This window comes from Cellvibrio sp. ARAG 10.3 (assembly GCF_051846955.1).
Taxonomy (GTDB): domain Bacteria; phylum Pseudomonadota; class Gammaproteobacteria; order Pseudomonadales; family Cellvibrionaceae; genus Cellvibrio.
On record NZ_JBPYCU010000003.1, the window covers coordinates 116,287 to 133,846 of the forward strand.

Genomic DNA, 17,560 nt, shown 5'->3' on the forward strand with positions numbered 1-17,560 from the left:
GAGGAAACTATGAAACATAACAGCCTGGTTCGCGGAGCGCGTTATCTGCTCCCCCTTTTTTTGATCAGTTTATTGAGCGCCTGTGGTGGAAGCGACACCAATATCGTTGAGCGCGACCCCGTCAACAACCCCGACCCGGTTGATCCGCCTGTCGAGCATCACAGCGGCGCGCGGCTGCTGGTGACCCAACCCGGTGCGCATGATCACGTTCTGGTATTTGACCTTGAAGAAAAAACTGAACTCGCCAACCTGCACGTTGAAGGCAACATCAGCGGTCTTTATGCAAGCCCTAACAATCGCTACGGTATCGCTGTACAAGGCAATGCCGGCATCGTGAACTTTATTGACAGCGGTGTTGAATGGGAAACCCACGGTGACCACGGGCACCTGCACCTGAGCGAGCCGGCGATGGTCGATTTTCAAATGGCGGGGACCAAACCGGCGCACGTGACCAAACATGAAGATCAGATCGTGATTTTCTTTGATGGTGCGGAAGGCACGCCAGCGGAAATTCGCATCGTGACGGAAAGCGGTATTGCTGATGGCGCAACCCTCGCCGAATACTCCGACAACATCAATCAACACGGTGCGGCCCAAGCCTGGGGCGAGTATCTGATTGCTACCGCGCGTGATGGCAACATTACGCCAGCAACAACACTGCCTTCCATGGTGCGAGTGAGCGAGCGCCATGGTGATCATTTCCATGAACTCGAACTTTTCGATGCACCTGAACACGCTTGCACCGGCTTGCACGGCAGCGCCCAGAATGTGGGTTTCGTTACCTTTGGCTGTACCGACGGTGTGCTAGTGATTGAACCCCATGACGATCATTTTCACGCGCATAAAATTGCTCACGATACGCGCATCAGCAGTTTATATGGGCACCCGAATGTGATCGATTTTGTCGGTACCGGCAGAAACAGTAATGAAGAGCCCGTAGCTCTGTTTGCAGTGAGTCCAGCCACGGAAACCATCACCGCCATCAGCTACGATAGAACGCCGCGCGCTTACAGCTTTGCTGAAGACGGTGAAGTATTTTTGATTCTCGATACGGAAGGCGGCTTAACGGCCCTCGATACGCACGACTGGTCCGTGGTCGGCGAGCGCATTCAGGTTACCGCAGCGGCTGAAGGTGAAGGCCAGGTGTTTCGCCTGACGTTGTCCGACGACGGTGAGACAGCCTATATCGCCGACGTCGGGGCACAGGAAATTCTGGTGGTTGATATTCATGAGTGGGCCATAGACAACGACGCCACTATCGAACTTGATTTTGCGCCCGGTCCTATCCTGTGGGTGGGGACATCAAACGAAGAAGGGGAACATGATCACTAATTGATGGATTAGCTATTAATCCAGTTTTTATTTTCTGCACCACTCAATCCGCATCATCCATCGGCCTATCGTGTCCTGCCGATGGGTGATACACCAACGGCCACTGAAACCTGTGAGCGAGGGCTGCGCGCAGCAACCGTGGCTCCCTCTGCTTAACCGGCAGCAGTAAAGCGAGCAACACAATCGGCCAGGCTGCAGATTGTAAACGCCAGGGGAATTGGGAGATCGACCGCCTGGATTTTTGCACTAATTCCAATTCGATTCTGATGGCAGTCCATTTTTTACGTATGCGATACCGGCATCAAGTGGTTGATCACCAACGCTGGAGTTGATTGAAATTATGCCGGTTGCTCTTGCTGCTCCCCCGGGGCATCTCGCCTTGATTATCGTTAGCGAATACCGGCTAACGAAACCATCAGCCCAATCAAGGCACAGGCACCAACCACTTTGATAACACCTACTTTGTAACGAAACAGCGCAATGCCTGCACCCAATGCGATCAATGCAGATGGCCATTCAAATTTTCCGTCGAAGCCTGCGGGCCAAAGTACGTGGTAACCAAAGAACAACGCGAGATTCAAGATCACACCCACAACCGCAGCAGTAATCGCCAATAAGGGCGCAGTAAATTTCAAGCTGTTGTGCGTCGTCTCAATAAAAGGTGCGCCCGCAAAGATAAAAATAAATGACGGCAGGAAGGTGAACCAGGTAACTATCGTTGCGGCGACAGCACCGGCCAGGAACATCAGGTCCGGGCCGAACACGGCTTTGACATAAGCCCCCACAAATCCCACAAACGCCACCACCATAATCAGCGGTCCCGGTGTGGTTTCACCTAACGCCAGACCATCAATCATTTGTGTGGGTGTCAGCCAGCCGTAATGACCGACCGCGCCCTGATAAACATAGGGCAATACAGCATAGGCCCCGCCAAAGGTGAGCAGCGCCGCCTTGGTAAAGAACCAGGCCATCTGGGTAAATGTATGCGCCCACCCTAAGGTGGCCCAGAGCAATAGCATGGGAACAACCCACAACAGCAGTCCAGCCAGGAGCACACAGGTCAAATGCGACCAGCGAAATAATGCATGCGCTGGCGTTGGTGTATGGTCATCAATCAAGGCTGCACCGAAATCCTGCTGCGCCTGGCCGTGACCACCGCCACTTTTGAAATAATCAGGCGCATAACGTCCGCCCACATAACCCACGAGCGCCGCCCCGATAACGATGTAGGGAAAAGGAATGTTAAACGCAAAAATCGCCACAAAAGCCGCGGCCGCGATGGCCCAAAGAACATTGTTTTTCAGTGCCCGCGAACCGATTCGATGGGCCGCCTGGACCACAATGGCTGTAACCGCAGGCTTGATGCCGTAGAACAAACCAGCCACCCAACCGACGTCACCATAGGCAATATAAACCCACGACAGTACGATAAGAATAAACAGCGAAGGCAGAACAAACAGCACACCAGCTACAATACCGCCCCAGGTGCGATGCATCAGCCAACCGATATAGGTAGCGAGCTGCTGTGCTTCCGGGCCCGGTAATAACATGCAGTAGTTAAGCGCGTGCAAAAAACGCTTTTCACTGATCCAGCGGCGGCGTTCCACCAGCTCCTGATGCATAATCGCAATTTGCCCGGCGGGACCGCCAAAGCTGATAAAGCCGAGCTTAAGCCAGAATAAAAATGCGTCCCAAAAACTGACTTCCGAGGGTGTTGGTAAAGGGTCGGCTGTCGTGTTGCCGGGAGAAAGATTCATGCATTTTTCCTTGTGGACACATTGCACCCGATTCTAGCAGTTGCCACCTATAGATGTTATCCACTGTCGAATTTCCTGCACCACCCAATCCGCATCATCCATCGGCATATCGTGACCCGCCGATGAGTGATACACCAAGGGCCACTGAAACATTTGGGCAAGGGCTGCGCTGGCGCGCGGGGACACCATGCGATCCTTCTGGCTGGCGAGCACCAATCCTCTCACTGCACAGGCGTTGCGCGGACGAAACTGCGCGGCTGCGCGCAGCATCTTCAGAATAGTCGTGCGGGTAATCGGGCGTTGCGCCTGGATGTCGAGCCATCGTTGCAAAAGCTGTGAATAGCGCACCGTGTCGTTACTCACCAGGCGCAGCACCCGTGCTTCCCGCTGCTTGACCGGCAGCAATAAAGCGAGCAACACGGTCGGCCAGGCGGCGGGTTGTAAACGCCAGGAGAGTGGTTGATCGCCGGCGCTGGAGTTGATCAACACGAGGCCGCTGATGTCTTGCGGAAAACGTTGCGCCCAATCCAGAGCAACCATGCCGCCCATGGAAATTCCCACGATAAACACCGGTTCGCCGGATGCCAACGCAGCAGCGATATCCGCTTCTGCGCGCGCGTGATCGGTCATGGCTTCGATGGAATCAAGCGCTGACGTGCGGAAATATTTTCCGCAACCGGGAAAGTCGGGAATGTGCAAATGACAATGCTGACCGATGGCCGTGTGCAGGCGCACCGGAAATTCCAGCCAGTGCGCCGCTTCGCGGGCCAGTCCGCGCAATAAAATAATATGCATCATGAAAACCAGAGGCTCTGGGCGGTTTGGGTTAACAACGCCGCTTGTTGTTTTTCAGGCAGCCAGTTATTGCTATTCAATGCGGCCGCAAGCATGAAATCGAGCAACAGGATATGCCGCCGCAGCACACGTGCGTGGCGATGTTTCATTTGCGGGTTAAATAATCCCGCAAAATTTAATAATTGTCGCGGGCGTTTTTTAACCCAGGCCCAGGAACCCATCTCCAGGGTAAGCGACAAAAAATGTTGTTGCGGTGACGGACTGCTCGCCGTGAACAACGCATGGAAATAATCCCACACATCACCGTGGGATAAATAATGCATCGACTGGGGCTCAAAGATATAAATGTGATTGGGATAGGTGCGCTCCCACAGCAGTTTCAGCGCAACATAATCCGCAATATTATCGATGGGTTTACGGCGATAGGCATGGGGAAACCAGAGGCGATCCTGCATACCAAAACCGGAATGTAGATCAAGGGCCAGTGCCATTGGCCGGCCAAATACCTGCCGTTTGATCACCCGCTCCAGCGCAAGATTTTCTGCTTCCATCGCCGCGCCCTTTTTGCCGCGATACCAGGGAAAAAATCCGCCGAGCCGATGGCCGCCGCCAAGCAATTTCACTTCATCTTCCGCATCAATCGGCGCATTGCGATTCAGATCAACGCCGTTGCCATTGCAGCGGCGATTCAGGCACATGCCCACCGGATTCAAAATCGGCATAAACACCAGTTGTATTTGTGCGATCTGTTGCTGCAATTGCACATCCCAACACAATCGCTCCAGCAGGGTTTGCAACCAGGCAATCAACACCTGGGAGCCAATACGCTCAACGCCATGCATGCCCGCGGTCATCAGGACCGTGGGCGCATGGGGATCGCGCGATCCCAGCGACAGGGAATAGAGCGGTAATGGCAAAGACTGCCAGGTCAGCAGGTGTTCCACCTGTGCCGTAAGGGTGTGTGGGTGCTGCGCTATCAAGGCTTCCAGTTCAAGCAGTTCCGGCAGCTGTTGTGCCACGACTTTTTGCTGCGCCGCATCGCGCACAACCGGGAGTGTCATAGCAGTGGATGCATTTTCCTGTTCGTTTGATTGCTGTCCATTTAATGGCTGTCCGTTCATCGTACCTGAGGTCACCTGTTACCTGCATTTTCACGAGTATAGCGGATCAGGCCAAGAGGAAGTGTACGCCGGCGAACATGCGGGGAAGCGGATAAAAAAGCGGGGACAAAAAAAGCGCCGTGCAATCTAATGACACGGCGCCAGCGCGATATATGACAAATTAATTACTGAATACTTTCTTCGGTGGGCGCCAGTACCAACTGGCCATCTTTTACCGGGATGCGTTGACCGGGATCATAAGTCATCTTGACAGTACCTTCTTCGTCTTTGAAACGATAGGTGACGTTATAACCGGTAATTTCTTCGCGGGTGTCATAGACCGTGTTACAGACTTGCTCGGTAGTGGTATAGGTATTATTTTTTTGCATATTGTCCTGCACGCGATCACCGGCATAACCACCGGCAACAGCGCCCGCCACCGTGGCCACCTTTTTACCACTGCCGCCACCCACCTGATGACCCAACACACCACCGACTACCGCACCGATAGCTTTACCGGCGATGCGGTGTTCATCTTTCACCGGCTTTTGCCGCACGACGGTTTCCTCGCGACATTCTTCGCGGGGAATCTGGATTTGTTTTGTGAGTGTTTCGGTGTTTACCACCTCGGCATACGCGGGCTCTTTTAACAATTGATAACTGGCAATTGCACCACCGGCGGTGGCAATACCAATACCTAATACAGTGCCAATAATCATGGATTTATTCATCGTGGTGTACTCCTTTGACTAAAAAGTCGTTTAACAGCTTGTTACCATCATTTATACCGGGGAAATCTTAACGAAAGCTGAATGTAAAAAATAAACCCCATTCTCGGCCGGGAAGAATGGGGTTTATTTTTTATCGATGCACAGAAATTTTTTCAGAATGTGATTTTTGTAACACGTGATTTATGACATCAATCACTGGCATCCTCATCTTTACTTTTTTCAGCCCGTTTGCGCCGCGCTTCTTTGGGATCGGATTTCAAAGGCCGATAAATTTCCACGCGGTCACCGGGATGCAATTCATAGGTATCCGGCGGATTTAACCCTTTGGTACCCAGCGCCTGTCCGAAGATGCCCATCCGTGCGCTGGTGATATCAATCTCCGGAAATATTTTTACAATACCGGAACGCTCTACCGCCTGTAATGCGGTCGTACCTGGCTCTACCAGCAACTCAATAATTTTCTGCTGGTGTGGCAAGGCGTAAGCGACTTCCACCGTAATTAAATCAAAATCTGCCATATACCCTCTTACTCTACTCAATACGTCCATAAACCGTTTGTGCTCGCGCGCACAAGGCATCAACCTGACGGTTGGCAACGGCTTCAAATAATTTACCCACGGCCATACCCAGCAAACGGTTTTTCAATTCAAACTCTAACTCAAAACTGACTTTACATGCCGCATCACTTAAGGGCGTAAAACGCCAGCAGCCGTGCAGCTTGGAAAAGGGACCATCCACCAATGTCATGGTCATGCAGGTGGGCGGTTGCAAATGATTGCGTGTGATAAAACTTTGCGTCACACCGGCCTTTTGCAAATCGAGCTGCGCTTCAAGCCAGTCATTTTCGCGGCGCAAAATCTTTGCACCGACACAGCCATCCATATACTGCGGATAGGCTTCAATATCATTCACCAGATCAAACATCTGCTGCGCGGAATACTGCACCAGTGCAGAGCGCTGTACCTTATGGGTCAAAAATTACGACTCCCCGAAAAAATTTTTCAATACCGGATACAAACCACCGAGCAATACGGCTAACACCGCCAGCGGCGAAATGTAACGCAACAACCAATACCAGATGCGTATAAAACGGGTGGAATCCAGTTTTAATTCATGTTCAATCAGTTCGCGTTTCACACGCCAACCGACATAGATGGCGGTGAGCAAACCGCCGAGCGGCAGCATGACATTGGTGGTGAGGAAGTCAATCAAACCAAAGAAATTGAGATCCCACAGAATTTTTTTATCGACCCAGACATTGAACGAAAATACCGTGCCCAATCCCAACAACCAGGCGCCCAGCGCAATCAATAAGCTGGCGCTGATACGATGAAAGCGAAAGCGTTCCGTCAGGTAAGCAACGGCGGGCTCCAATAAGGAAATTGTCGAACTCCATGCAGCGAGAATCACCAGCGCAAAAAAAGCGCTGCCAAACACGTTGCCCCAGGGCATGGCCCCAAACGCGATAGGCAAGGTTACAAACATCAGCCCCGGCCCTTCGCTGGGCGTGATATCCGGCGTGGCAAATACCAGCGGAAAGATCGCCAGCCCCGCCACCAGTGCGACGGTGGTATCGAGCAACGCCACTGTCACCGCCGTCTTGCCAATGGCCGAGGTGCTCGGCATATAGGCACCATAAGCCATGATCGCCGCCATGCCGAGGCTCAGCGTAAAGAACGCATGACCCAACGCAATCAGCGCACCGCGCACAGACAAATCTTCCGGATGAAAGCTGAACAGGAAACGCAAACCGGCAGCGAAATCACCAGCATAGATGGCGTAGGCCAACAGCAGCAACAGGAGCAAAAACAGCACCGGCATCATAACGCGCACCGCCGCTTCCAGGCCTTTGTTGACACCGAACATCAGGATCAACGCGGTCATGGAAATAAAGGCGGTTTGCCACTGCACCAGTTGACTGCGGTTGGCCAGCAGCTCATCAAAAATGTTGCCCGAGGCTTCGCCGTCCAGGCCGGCAAAGCGGTTGTCCAGGGCGAGTGTAAAATATTCGAGGGTCCAGCCAGCAATCACGGTGTAGTAGGACAGGATCAGGAATGCGGCAATCACCCCCATCCAGCCAATCACATTCCAGCCGCGCAGCAGGCCACTGTCGCGGGATACCGTTTGAACGGAGGTAATGGGGTTGGCGCGGGCGCGGCGGCCCACCAGGATTTCGGCAATCATGATCGGGATGCCGATGATGGCAACGCACACCAGGTACATCAATACAAATGCACCGCCACCGTTTTCACCGGTCACATAGGGGAATTTCCAGATATTACCCAAACCCACCGCCGAGCCGGTGGCAGCGAGGATAAAGGTGCCCCGGTGGCCCCAGATGGCATGTTGTTTAAATCGCTTCACTGACGTGGCTCCGTGTAGCTGCTGGATGATGAAGCACGGCTCCCGATGGGCGCTGGGCCGGATTGTAGCGGGATTAGCGCGACAGCATAAGCCCGCAGTCGAGACAGGCCGCACTCTTTGCCGATATAATGCCGCCCTTTTTCGCGTTATCAGGACTGTTTTCTCTCATGGCTAAAAAGCAGAACAAGAACAGCGGCAACACCATTGCCCTGAACAAAAAAGCCAAATTCGACTACGAGCTGCACGAGCGTTTCGAGGCAGGCGTGGCGCTGCTCGGCTGGGAAGTCAAAAGCCTGCGCGCCGGCAAAGTCCAGATGACGGACACCTACGTTATCTTCAAGAACGGCGAAGCCTGGCTGCTGGGCTCGCAGATTACGCCCCTGGCCACGGCCTCCACCCATTTCGTTACCGACCCGCTGCGCACGCGCAAATTATTGTTGAACCGCCGCGAACTAACGCGCTTGCAGGACGCCATCGAACAAAAAGGTTATACCGTGGTGGCCACAGCGCTTTATTGGAAGGCGCACCTGATCAAGTGCGAAATCGCCATCGCCAAAGGTAAGCAGTTGCACGATAAACGCGAAACTGAAAAAAATCGCGATTGGGCGCGCCAAAAACAACGTATATTCCAGGCGGGCAATAAAGAATAACGACGGGGCCGCTGGCGTTCTGCGCGGCCTACTCTGTACAAACCGACCTGCGCTGAACGATTTGTGCAGAACGACCGGTACAGAATGATAGGGAACCTCCTTATGGCACACGCTCGCGGACATTTCACGTCCCGTTTTGGATTTTTGATGGCCGCCGCCGGCTCCGCCATCGGGCTGGGAAATATCTGGGGCTTTCCCACCCAGGCGGCCAGTAACGGCGGCGGTGCCTTTGTCCTCGCCTATTTCATTCTCGCGTTTTTATTAGCCTACCCCGCCCTGATGGCCGAGCTGATTATCGGCCGCCACAGCAACGCCAATATCGTTACCGCCTTGAGTACCTTGAGCGATCGCCCGCTGTTACGTCGCGTCGGCGGCATGGTGGGTTATTACGGTGTGCTGGTGGTGAGTTTGATCCTGAGTTTTTATGCCATTGTCGCTGGCTGGATTCTTGCCAAATTTGCCGCGCCGTTGATGCAACTCCTGGGCTTTGAGGCAGGGGCAGGCTGGCTGGCGCAAAGCGGGCTGGTGCGCGACCTGTCCGCCTGTTTTGTATTTTCGCTGATGACCGTGTGGATTGTTGCGCGCGGTGTAAGCCAGGGCATTGAAGCCTGGTCAACGCGGCTGATGCCGACCCTGGCGATTTTATTGTTGGCGTTGATTGTTTATGTGCTGAACCAGCCCGGCGCTGCAGAGGGATTGCGCGTATATTTATTGCCGGATTTTTCACGGGTCCTTGATCCGTCTTTGTTATTGAGTGCGATGGGGCAGGCGTTTTTTTCGCTGTCATTAGGCGTAGGGACCATGTTGGTCTACGGCTCCTATCTCGGCCGCGCCCTCTCGGAAAGAGACCGGCAGGACAAATTACCGCACATCGGCGCGACCCTGACCTTGCTCGATACCAGCTTTGCATTTGTGGCGGGCTTGTTGATTATTCCCGCGATGTACGTCGCGCAGGCACAGGGCATCGCCATCTACGGCGCGGCGGGCGAATTACTTGCGGGGCCGGGATTGGTCTTGCAAGTATTGCCCAGCCTGTTCGACAACATGGGCAACGCCGGCGTGTGGTTGGCGATGACCTTCTTTGCGCTGATGACCATCGCCGCGCTCACCTCGTCTATCTCAATGCTGGAAGCGCCCGTGTCCGTCGTGACGGAAAAAAGTGGCGCGCCGCGCACGCGGGTGACGATGATGATCGGCGGTATTATTTTTCTGATCAGTGCCATCATCGTGATGAATTTTGCCGCGCTGTTCGACGGTGTCGTGTCCTTTACGACGGAATTCAGCCAGCCCTTGTTGGGGTTGGCGCTGTGTTTATTTGCCGGTTGGGTGTGGCATCGCGATAAAAAAATCCAGGCCTTGGCCGCGCAGCAAGGTATAGAGCGGCAGGGCATCTTCTGGCGCATCTGGCCCTTTTATGTACGCATCATCTGCCCGCTGTTGATTCTTGTGACATTTATGCAAAGCCTGCGGGTTTAACACTCACGGCCACTTGCGCTCGGCAAGATACTGGACAAGACTCAATGGGTTACGCGCTGCGGCTGAAGATAACAGGTATGTGATCGAGACAACTGAGCCGAGGGAGGTTTTGCGCCACAGTAGTTATTTATCAAAGGAACTATCATGATGCGCGCCCTATTCCCTTCCCTCTTGTCATTTTTGAGTATCACCACAGTTTTACTATTCCTGAGCGCCTGCCAACAAACCGGGCCGCGTATTGAAACCCGCAAAGACGACTCGGTAAATTTTTCCAAATACCGGACCTACGCCCTGTTAAAAAGTAGCCGTGCTGCAACACCGGACAATGAGATTGCCCAGCATTTTATCCATGCCATCCGCGAGCAAATGGATGCGCGGGGCTATACCTACAGCGAAGAAAAACCGGACCTGCTGATTAATTACCAGGTCAACATCCAGAATTTATTAAAGGAGATGGGCAGCGCTGAACCGGCGCGGGTGACCGAGGGTGGTTACTACAGCCATTCGCAGGAGCTCTATCGCGGCATGCCCGCCACGCAGGAACATACGCAGGTATTTATCGAACGTAAGGGTGCCGCGCGCATTGATATTATTGATGCAAAAAAACGCCAGTTAATCTGGCAGGGTGATGCCCAGGGGCGTTTGACAGAAGAAGCACTGATGCGTCCCAAAGAACCGATTCGCGCAACGGTTGCAGATTTACTGCGCGAGTTTCCCCAGCGTAAAAAATAATTTTCTTCAGGAAAAGGAAGAGCCCCATGAAAAAAACGGCGAGCGTATTGAGTACCCTGTGTCTGGTGCTGCTTGGGTTATCCTGGAGCGCCCAGGCAGCTAATGTCAGTTTCCTCAAAAACTCCCTGTTGCAGCAATTGACTGACGAGGACATCACCTCACTCAAGCAGGAGGTGACACAAGTACTCAACAGAACACCTGACCAGAAAATTATTCGCTGGCATTCAGCAAACAATAAGATCCAGGTGCAGATACTACCCAAATTATCATTTATGGAAGCCGCGCGGGAATGCCGGCGCACGCTGTTTAAATTTACCGCCGATCAACGTCGCGCTGAACACTACCGCTTTGATATCTGCAAAGACGGCGAGGGCCACTGGCAAGTCAGCGACTCCTTAATGCGGCAAACCACCGACAGTGATTGGGCACTACTGGAAAACACCGTCAAGGAAGTACTGGAATCCGCACGCGATAATCGACTGCCCGCTTCGTGGTTTAATCCGGCAAGTAAAAACGCCGGTGTCGTTGTACCAGTCAGCGTGTTATCACATGAGGGTAATTTTTGTCGTGAGTTGGCGATCAGCATCATCAACGCTAAAGGCGGCACCATGGATGGGCACTACACCTTTTGTAAAAGGAATGGTCAGTGGGAGCGTCTGGGTCAGTAAACGCTGCTACGCCAGAGCCACCAGATACACCAGCCATAATGGCTGGTTTTCACTGGTGTTGCGGATAACATAATCACCTTCATCCTGCCAGTACACGATAACATCAGTGAAGCCTGCTTCGAGCAACACCTCACGCACTTCTGTCAGCGTCCAGAAGCGCCATTCATAGGTAAAGGCTTTCTTCAGGCGCGAGCCATCTTTAAATTCAAAATGAATGTGGTTCACCACATCGTGGGTAATGGGATCGACTTCGCCCTGATCCCACACGTATTTGCAGCCCTGCCCGATAGCACGTTTGGTACGCACCGCCTGGTGCGCTTCCCAGCCGCCGTACAGGTCGAGCATAAACACCCCATCGTCCACCAGCGAATGTCTCACGCTGGAAAAATAATCGCGCAGGGTGACGCGGTCCTTAAAGATCCAGTAGCTGAAATTAAACGCATTGATAAGATCAAATTTTTGTTCCGGCGGTAAACGTACATCCTGCTGCAACAGCGTGACCCGTTCACTCGCGCTCCCGAGGGGAACAAGATTATGTTGCCGCCCCCAGGCCAGAACATTCGGATCAATATCTACACCGGTAGCATGGCGCTGCTTATGGCTGGCAGCCCAGGTGCAACTTAACAGCGCCGTCCCGCAAAAATCTTCACGCATGCTATACGCTTTACGTTTGCGGTATTTTTTAAAGGCTTTATCAATAAAGGCCACTTCCACATCAGCCGCTTGCACACTGCGTTGGTAGAGTTCGTGACGATCAGCTTTGTTTGCAGACAATACAGATTTTTTACTCACCGACTGGAGCCCCGTTTTCATATCCAGGAATTTTCATGCGCTAGATTTATCGCGCTTGATGCAACACGCGGGGGAGGTTATCACGGGATAATGATGCTTTACCAACAACGCAGGCGCAGAATGGGTGATGTGATTAAAATCGCTGGCAATGTGACAGAAAAGTGACAAAAAAATACGCGCAAGAACTTATAGGCATATGAAATGCAAGGCAGCATCATGCGGACAAAAATGCAGGGAAATCGGCCTACCGCCGTAGGAGCCTATCGCGCCATCATCCGCAACATCAACACAAGATCAGCGCGGCCCGTTGTAGACCAGCCGCTCTTTGATGGCATCCGCCTTGATACGGGTTTGGTGCAGGAGTTCATTCAGAAACCGCACATCATCGTATAATTCACCATGGGTCTCATTCGCCAGGCGACGCCCCATTTCTTGCGCAAGGCGCATCAGATCGGCCAGTTCACGCGCAGTTTCCTGCTGTTCTTCTTTAAGCATGGTTTGTTGCCTGTCGACCACATCAGCTTTGGATGTCTTTTCCATAACAGCCTCCATATTGACGCATTTAATCTTACTTCTTCGCAGCGTGCGAAACAGATCTTCATCAGCGCTATTAAGTATAGGTGAATTTTTACCGGTTACCGGTTACCGGTTACTGCTACAGGTTATGGCAATAGCGAAGCTGAAAGGTTTCCCCGGCGCGCAACCGACTGGTCAGTGGCGGCATTGATGACATGCTTTCTCTCACTCAGGCAGAGTGCTATATTGCGCCGCGCGATAACAAAAAAGACAACAAGAAAAAAAGTTATGACCCACAAGCCACACCTGACATTCTGGCAAATCTGGAATATGTGCTTTGGCTTTATTGGTATCCAGTTTGGTTTTGCATTGCAAAACGCCAATGTCAGCCGCATTTTTCAAATCCTCGGTGCCTCCATCGACGATATTCCAATCCTGTGGGTGGCCGCACCCATCACCGGATTATTGATCCAACCCGTCATCGGCTACATGAGTGATAAAACCTGGGGCCGACTTGGGCGCCGCCGCCCTTATCTGTTGTGCGGCGCGCTGCTGGCCAGCCTGGCATTGTTTGTGATGCCCAACTCGCCGACGCTGTGGATCGCCGCCGGGATGTTGTGGATCATGGATGCCTCGCTCAATATTGCGCTAGGGCCGTCTATTGCCCTGGTGGGCGATATGTTGCCGGAAGAACAACGCTCCAGCGGTTTTTCCATGCAGAGTTTTTTTATCGGTGTCAGCGCCGTAGTCGCTTCCGCCTTGCCCTGGATACTGACCAATGGTTTTGGTGTTACCAATGTGGCCAATGAAGGTGCCGTACCGCCTTCGGTGATTTATGCGTTTTATATCGGCGGTGGCATCATGCTCGCCTCTATCGCCTGGGCTATTTACTCAACACCAGAATACAGTCCCGAACAATTGGCAGCGTTCAGGGAACGCCACCTTGTTCGTCGAGCAATGCAAGTGCGTGTTGATACGCGGATAAAATTTTTTCGCGGCGGGGCGTGGTTTCTTGTTACCGGTTGTCTCGGCGTGCTGATTATTTCCGCCGGACAACTCGATGAAAAACTGTATGTCCTGGTGGGTGGGCTGGCACTCTTCGGGGCGATCCAAATCACGGCTGGCCTGTTGCGCAAACATGGGCGAACCGATAACGGTCTGTATCAGGTTACCCAGGATTTATTGCGCATGCCCAGGACCATGCAGCAACTGGCAGTGGTGCAATTCCTTACCTGGTTTGCCTTATTTTCGATGTGGATTTACGGCACGGCTGCTGTCACGTCATTTCATTATGGTGCAACGGATACCACCAGCCTGCTCTACAACACCGGCGCGGATTGGGTGGGCGTACTCTTTGCGACCTATAATGGATTTGCGGCGCTGGCTGCGATTGCCATTCCCATGATGGTACGCTGCAGTAATCGCAAAGTGACACATGTGGTGAATTTGTGTTTGGGCGCACTGGCTCTGATATCGTTTATCTGGATCAGCGATCCGCGCTGGTTGCTGTTGTCTATGGTGGCCATGGGATTTGCCTGGGCATCCATATTGTCCATGCCTTATGCGATCCTCTCCTGCTCATTACCGCCGGAAAAAATGGGCGTCTATGCGGGCCTGTTCAATTTTTTTATTGTGATCCCGCAAATCCTGGCATCCAGTGTGCTGGCATTGATTGTCAGCACACTATTTGGCGGACAGACGATTTACGCGATGGTGCTGGCCGGCGCTTTTATGTTATTCGCCGCGATTGCGATGTGCTTTGTGCAGGACGAAGGTGAAACAAACGGCACAATTGCGCTCTAACTAACACAACAGGCCGGCCGCACTGTTCATACCGGTCATTTATTCTTTACCATTCTTCATTAAGCTTCCCGTCGTAAAAACACCCAATGAGAAAGAGGCTGTCATGACTTCATCTTTTCAAGCAACCGACACACTCCACGTGGGCGACAAATCCTATCGCATCTATCCCTTCAGCAAGGTGCAACAACATTACCCGGTAGACAAGCTGCCGTTCTCGCTCAAGATTTTGTTGGAGAATTTATTGCGCCATGCCAACACCAATTTTGTGACCGATGACGATATCAAGGCGCTGGCCAACTGGGACCCGACGGCGGAACCCACCCAGGAAATTGCCTTCGTGCCGGCGCGGGTTATCTTGCAGGATTTCACCGGCGTGCCTGCTATTGTGGACCTCGCCGCAATGCGCGACGCCGTGACAGAACTGGGTGGTAATGCGCAGCAGATCAATCCCCTCTCACCGGTTGAACTGGTGATCGACCACTCGGTGATGGTGGATTTCTTTGGCTCTGAAGACGCCTTCGCCAAAAACACCGCCGTTGAAATCGAGCGCAACCGCGAGCGCTATCAGTTCCTGCGCTGGGGTCAGAAAGCCTTCTCCAATTTTAAAGTGGTGCCGCCGGGCACCGGCATCGTCCATCAGGTGAACCTGGAATATCTGGCGCGCTGTGTATTTGCCAATGAAACCACCGACCAGGCCGAAGCCTACCCGGATACCCTGGTAGGCACTGATTCCCACACCACAATGATCAATGGCCTGGGCGTGCTGGGCTGGGGCGTGGGCGGTATTGAAGCCGAGGCCGCGATGCTCGGCCAGCCAATCTCCATGCTGATTCCCCAGGTCGTGGGCTTCAAACTGACGGGCCAGTTACCGGAAGGCGCCACCGCTACCGATCTGGTGCTGACCGTCACGCAGATGCTACGCAAGCTCGGCGTGGTGGGTAAATTTGTGGAATTCTTCGGCCCCGGCCTTAAACACCTCTCTCTCGCCGACCGCGCCACCATCGGCAACATGGCGCCGGAGTATGGCGCAACCTGCGGCATCTTTCCGGTCGACCAGCAAACCCTGGATTACCTGCGCTTCACTGGCCGCAGCGAAAACCAATTGCGCCTCACCGAGGCCTACATGAAAGCCATGGGCCTCTGGCATGACGACAACAGCCCGGAAGCGCATTACAGTGACTTGCTGACCCTCGATCTCGCCGATGTCGTCCCGTCTCTCGCTGGACCCAAACGCCCGCAGGATCGCATCTCGTTGAGCGAGAGCAAAGCCAGCTTCGGCAAAACCCTGGGAGAATTCCAGGCCCAGCGCGACACGCTGATCAAGACCACGACCCTGGATAAATTTGCCGATGAAGGCGGTGCAACCGCTGTGGGCAATCAATCAGCGGAGCAACCGGGGGATGTGCCCGTCAGTTATCGCGGTGAGCATTTCAGCCTGAAACACGGGGCGGTCGTGATCGCCGCCATCACCAGTTGCACCAATACCTCCAACCCGGCGGTGCTGATGGCTGCTGGTTTGGTGGCCCGCAAGGCACGTGCCCTCGGCCTGCGCAGCAAGCCCTGGGTCAAGACCAGCCTGGCGCCCGGCTCACAAGTGGTGACCGATTACCTGAGCAAAGCCGGTTTACTGGCGGACCTGGAGGCTTTGGGGTTTTATCTGGTGGGCTATGGCTGTACCACCTGTATCGGCAACTCCGGCCCCTTGCCGGATGAGATTTCGTCTGCAATCCGCCAGGGCGACCTGATGGTGGCCTCGGTGTTGTCCGGCAACCGTAATTTTGAAGGCCGGATTCATGCCGAAGTCCGCACCAACTACCTGGCGTCGCCGCCACTGGTGGTGGCCTATGCGTTGGCCGGCACGATGGATATCGATCTCTATGGAGAACCGCTGGGCACCGGCAGCGATGGCCAGCCGGTGTTCCTGAAGGACATCTGGCCGAGCAATGCGGAGATTCAAGCCAGCATCGCCAGCCATCTCGACCCCTCCATGTTTGCCAGCAAATATGCCGACGTTTATCGGGGTGACGAGAACTGGAATGCACTACCCATTACCGAGAGCGAGCTGTACGCCTGGCCCGAGTCCGACTATGTGCGCAAGCCGCCGTTCTTTGAAGGCATCACCGCCGAGGCTGATGCGGTTAAAGCGATTGAAAAAGCCCGCTGCCTGGTCATGGTGGGCGACAGTATCACCACCGACCATATCTCACCCGCTGGCGCCATCATGCCCGACAGTCCGGCCGGCGTGTACCTGCAACAACAAGGTGTGCAGCCGGACGATTTCAATTCCTATGGCTCGCGTCGGGGCAACCATGAAGTGATGATGCGCGGCACCTTCGCGAATGTCCGTCTGAAAAACCAGATAGCCCCAGGTACTGAAGGAAGCTGGACGACCTATCTGCCTGAACAGAAAGTGATGAGCATCTATGACGCCGCCGAGTTGTACCGCCAGAATAAGACGCCGCTGATCGTATTGGCGGGTAAAGAATATGGCTCCGGTTCATCGCGCGACTGGGCGGCAAAAGGTCCGGCCTTGTTGGGTGTGAAGGCGGTGATTGCGCAAAGTTATGAACGCATCCACCGCTCTAACCTGGTGGGGATGGGTATCTTGCCGCTGCAATTTAAAAGCGGTGATTCCGCAGCCTCGCTCGGGCTGACAGGAACAGAAATCTTTGACATTCCAATAGTGCATCCGGACACCCGCGAATTAATTGTGACCGCACACAAAGACGGTGGCGAACCCATTCAATTTATTGCCCATGTGCGTATCGATACGCCGAATGAATTCGCCTATTTCCAGAACGGCGGCATCCTGCATTATGTGTTGCGTAATCTGGCCCGGTGAGC

16 protein-coding genes are annotated in these 17,560 nt (G+C 53.6%); 7 read left to right on the top strand and 9 right to left on the bottom strand.

Going from position 1 to position 17,560, the window contains the following annotated elements; genetic code table 11:
* Positions 1-9 precede the first annotated feature (9 nt).
* Positions 10-1,332, top strand: a complete 1,323-nt coding sequence (locus ACSV5M_RS05220; RefSeq protein ID WP_439174544.1) for a hypothetical protein — start codon at positions 10-12, stop codon at positions 1,330-1,332.
* 389 nt (positions 1,333-1,721) lie between these two features.
* On the opposite strand, the gene chrA is transcribed toward ACSV5M_RS05220, so the two are convergent.
* The 7 genes from chrA to ACSV5M_RS05255 form a co-directional block, all read right to left on the bottom strand.
* The gene (gene chrA, locus ACSV5M_RS05225; protein WP_439174545.1) at positions 1,722-3,089 is read right to left on the bottom strand and encodes a chromate efflux transporter; all 1,368 of its coding nucleotides are present in this window, start codon (positions 3,087-3,089) and stop codon (positions 1,722-1,724) included.
* 33 nt (positions 3,090-3,122) lie between these two features.
* Positions 3,123-3,887 carry an alpha/beta fold hydrolase gene (locus ACSV5M_RS05230; RefSeq protein ID WP_439174547.1) on the bottom strand — a complete coding sequence of 255 codons (765 nt, stop codon included), beginning with the start codon at positions 3,885-3,887 and terminating at the stop codon, positions 3,123-3,125.
* Complete coding sequence (locus ACSV5M_RS05235) at positions 3,884-4,945, bottom strand: DUF2817 domain-containing protein (RefSeq protein ID WP_439174548.1); 1,062 nt, start codon at positions 4,943-4,945, stop codon at positions 3,884-3,886. The genes ACSV5M_RS05230 and ACSV5M_RS05235 overlap by 4 nt, the downstream gene beginning before the upstream one ends.
* A gap of 224 nt (positions 4,946-5,169) precedes the next feature.
* Positions 5,170-5,715 carry a glycine zipper 2TM domain-containing protein gene (locus ACSV5M_RS05240; protein ID WP_439174550.1) on the bottom strand — a complete coding sequence of 182 codons (546 nt, stop codon included), beginning with the start codon at positions 5,713-5,715 and terminating at the stop codon, positions 5,170-5,172.
* Between the two features lie 188 nt (positions 5,716-5,903).
* A complete protein-coding gene (locus tag ACSV5M_RS05245) occupies positions 5,904-6,233 on the bottom strand; it encodes an RnfH family protein (protein ID WP_439174551.1) in 330 nt (109 codons plus the stop codon).
* A gap of 13 nt (positions 6,234-6,246) precedes the next feature.
* Positions 6,247-6,690 carry a type II toxin-antitoxin system RatA family toxin gene (locus tag ACSV5M_RS05250; RefSeq protein WP_439174552.1) on the bottom strand — a complete coding sequence of 148 codons (444 nt, stop codon included), beginning with the start codon at positions 6,688-6,690 and terminating at the stop codon, positions 6,247-6,249.
* A gap of 3 nt (positions 6,691-6,693) precedes the next feature.
* Positions 6,694-8,079 (bottom strand): sodium-dependent transporter, encoded by a 1,386-nt coding sequence (locus ACSV5M_RS05255; RefSeq protein WP_439174554.1) that lies wholly within the window; start codon positions 8,077-8,079, stop codon positions 6,694-6,696.
* Positions 8,080-8,246: 167 nt separating this feature from the next.
* Between ACSV5M_RS05255 and smpB the strand changes: the two genes are divergently transcribed.
* The 4 genes from smpB (at position 8,247) to ACSV5M_RS05275 (ending at position 11,605) form a co-directional block, all read left to right on the top strand.
* Entirely contained in the window at positions 8,247-8,729 is a 483-nt protein-coding gene (smpB, locus tag ACSV5M_RS05260) for an SsrA-binding protein SmpB (RefSeq protein WP_439174555.1), read from the top strand.
* A gap of 102 nt (positions 8,730-8,831) precedes the next feature.
* Entirely contained in the window at positions 8,832-10,205 is a 1,374-nt protein-coding gene (locus tag ACSV5M_RS05265; RefSeq protein WP_439174556.1) for a sodium-dependent transporter, read from the top strand.
* A gap of 144 nt (positions 10,206-10,349) precedes the next feature.
* Positions 10,350-10,937: a DUF4136 domain-containing protein gene (locus tag ACSV5M_RS05270; protein WP_439174557.1), complete on the top strand. Its 588-nt coding sequence runs from the start codon at positions 10,350-10,352 to the stop codon at positions 10,935-10,937.
* A 26-nt stretch (positions 10,938-10,963) separates the two neighbouring features.
* A complete protein-coding gene (locus ACSV5M_RS05275) occupies positions 10,964-11,605 on the top strand; it encodes an RT0821/Lpp0805 family surface protein (protein WP_439174558.1) in 642 nt (213 codons plus the stop codon).
* A 6-nt stretch (positions 11,606-11,611) separates the two neighbouring features.
* Here ACSV5M_RS05275 and ACSV5M_RS05280 read toward each other — a convergent pair whose 3' ends face one another.
* On the bottom strand, positions 11,612-12,397 hold the full coding sequence (locus ACSV5M_RS05280) for an SAM-dependent methyltransferase (RefSeq protein ID WP_439174559.1): 786 nt from the start codon (positions 12,395-12,397) through the stop codon (positions 11,612-11,614).
* A 294-nt stretch (positions 12,398-12,691) separates the two neighbouring features.
* A complete protein-coding gene (locus ACSV5M_RS05285; RefSeq protein ID WP_439174560.1) occupies positions 12,692-12,937 on the bottom strand; it encodes a hypothetical protein in 246 nt (81 codons plus the stop codon).
* A 264-nt stretch (positions 12,938-13,201) separates the two neighbouring features.
* On the opposite strand from ACSV5M_RS05285, the gene ACSV5M_RS05290 reads away from it, so the two are divergent.
* Both ACSV5M_RS05290 and acnA read left to right on the top strand, forming a co-directional pair.
* Complete coding sequence (locus ACSV5M_RS05290) at positions 13,202-14,716, top strand: MFS transporter (RefSeq protein WP_439174561.1); 1,515 nt, start codon at positions 13,202-13,204, stop codon at positions 14,714-14,716.
* 103 nt (positions 14,717-14,819) lie between these two features.
* Positions 14,820-17,558: an aconitate hydratase AcnA gene (gene acnA, locus ACSV5M_RS05295; RefSeq protein ID WP_439174562.1), complete on the top strand. Its 2,739-nt coding sequence runs from the start codon at positions 14,820-14,822 to the stop codon at positions 17,556-17,558.
* Positions 17,559-17,560 lie beyond the last annotated feature (2 nt).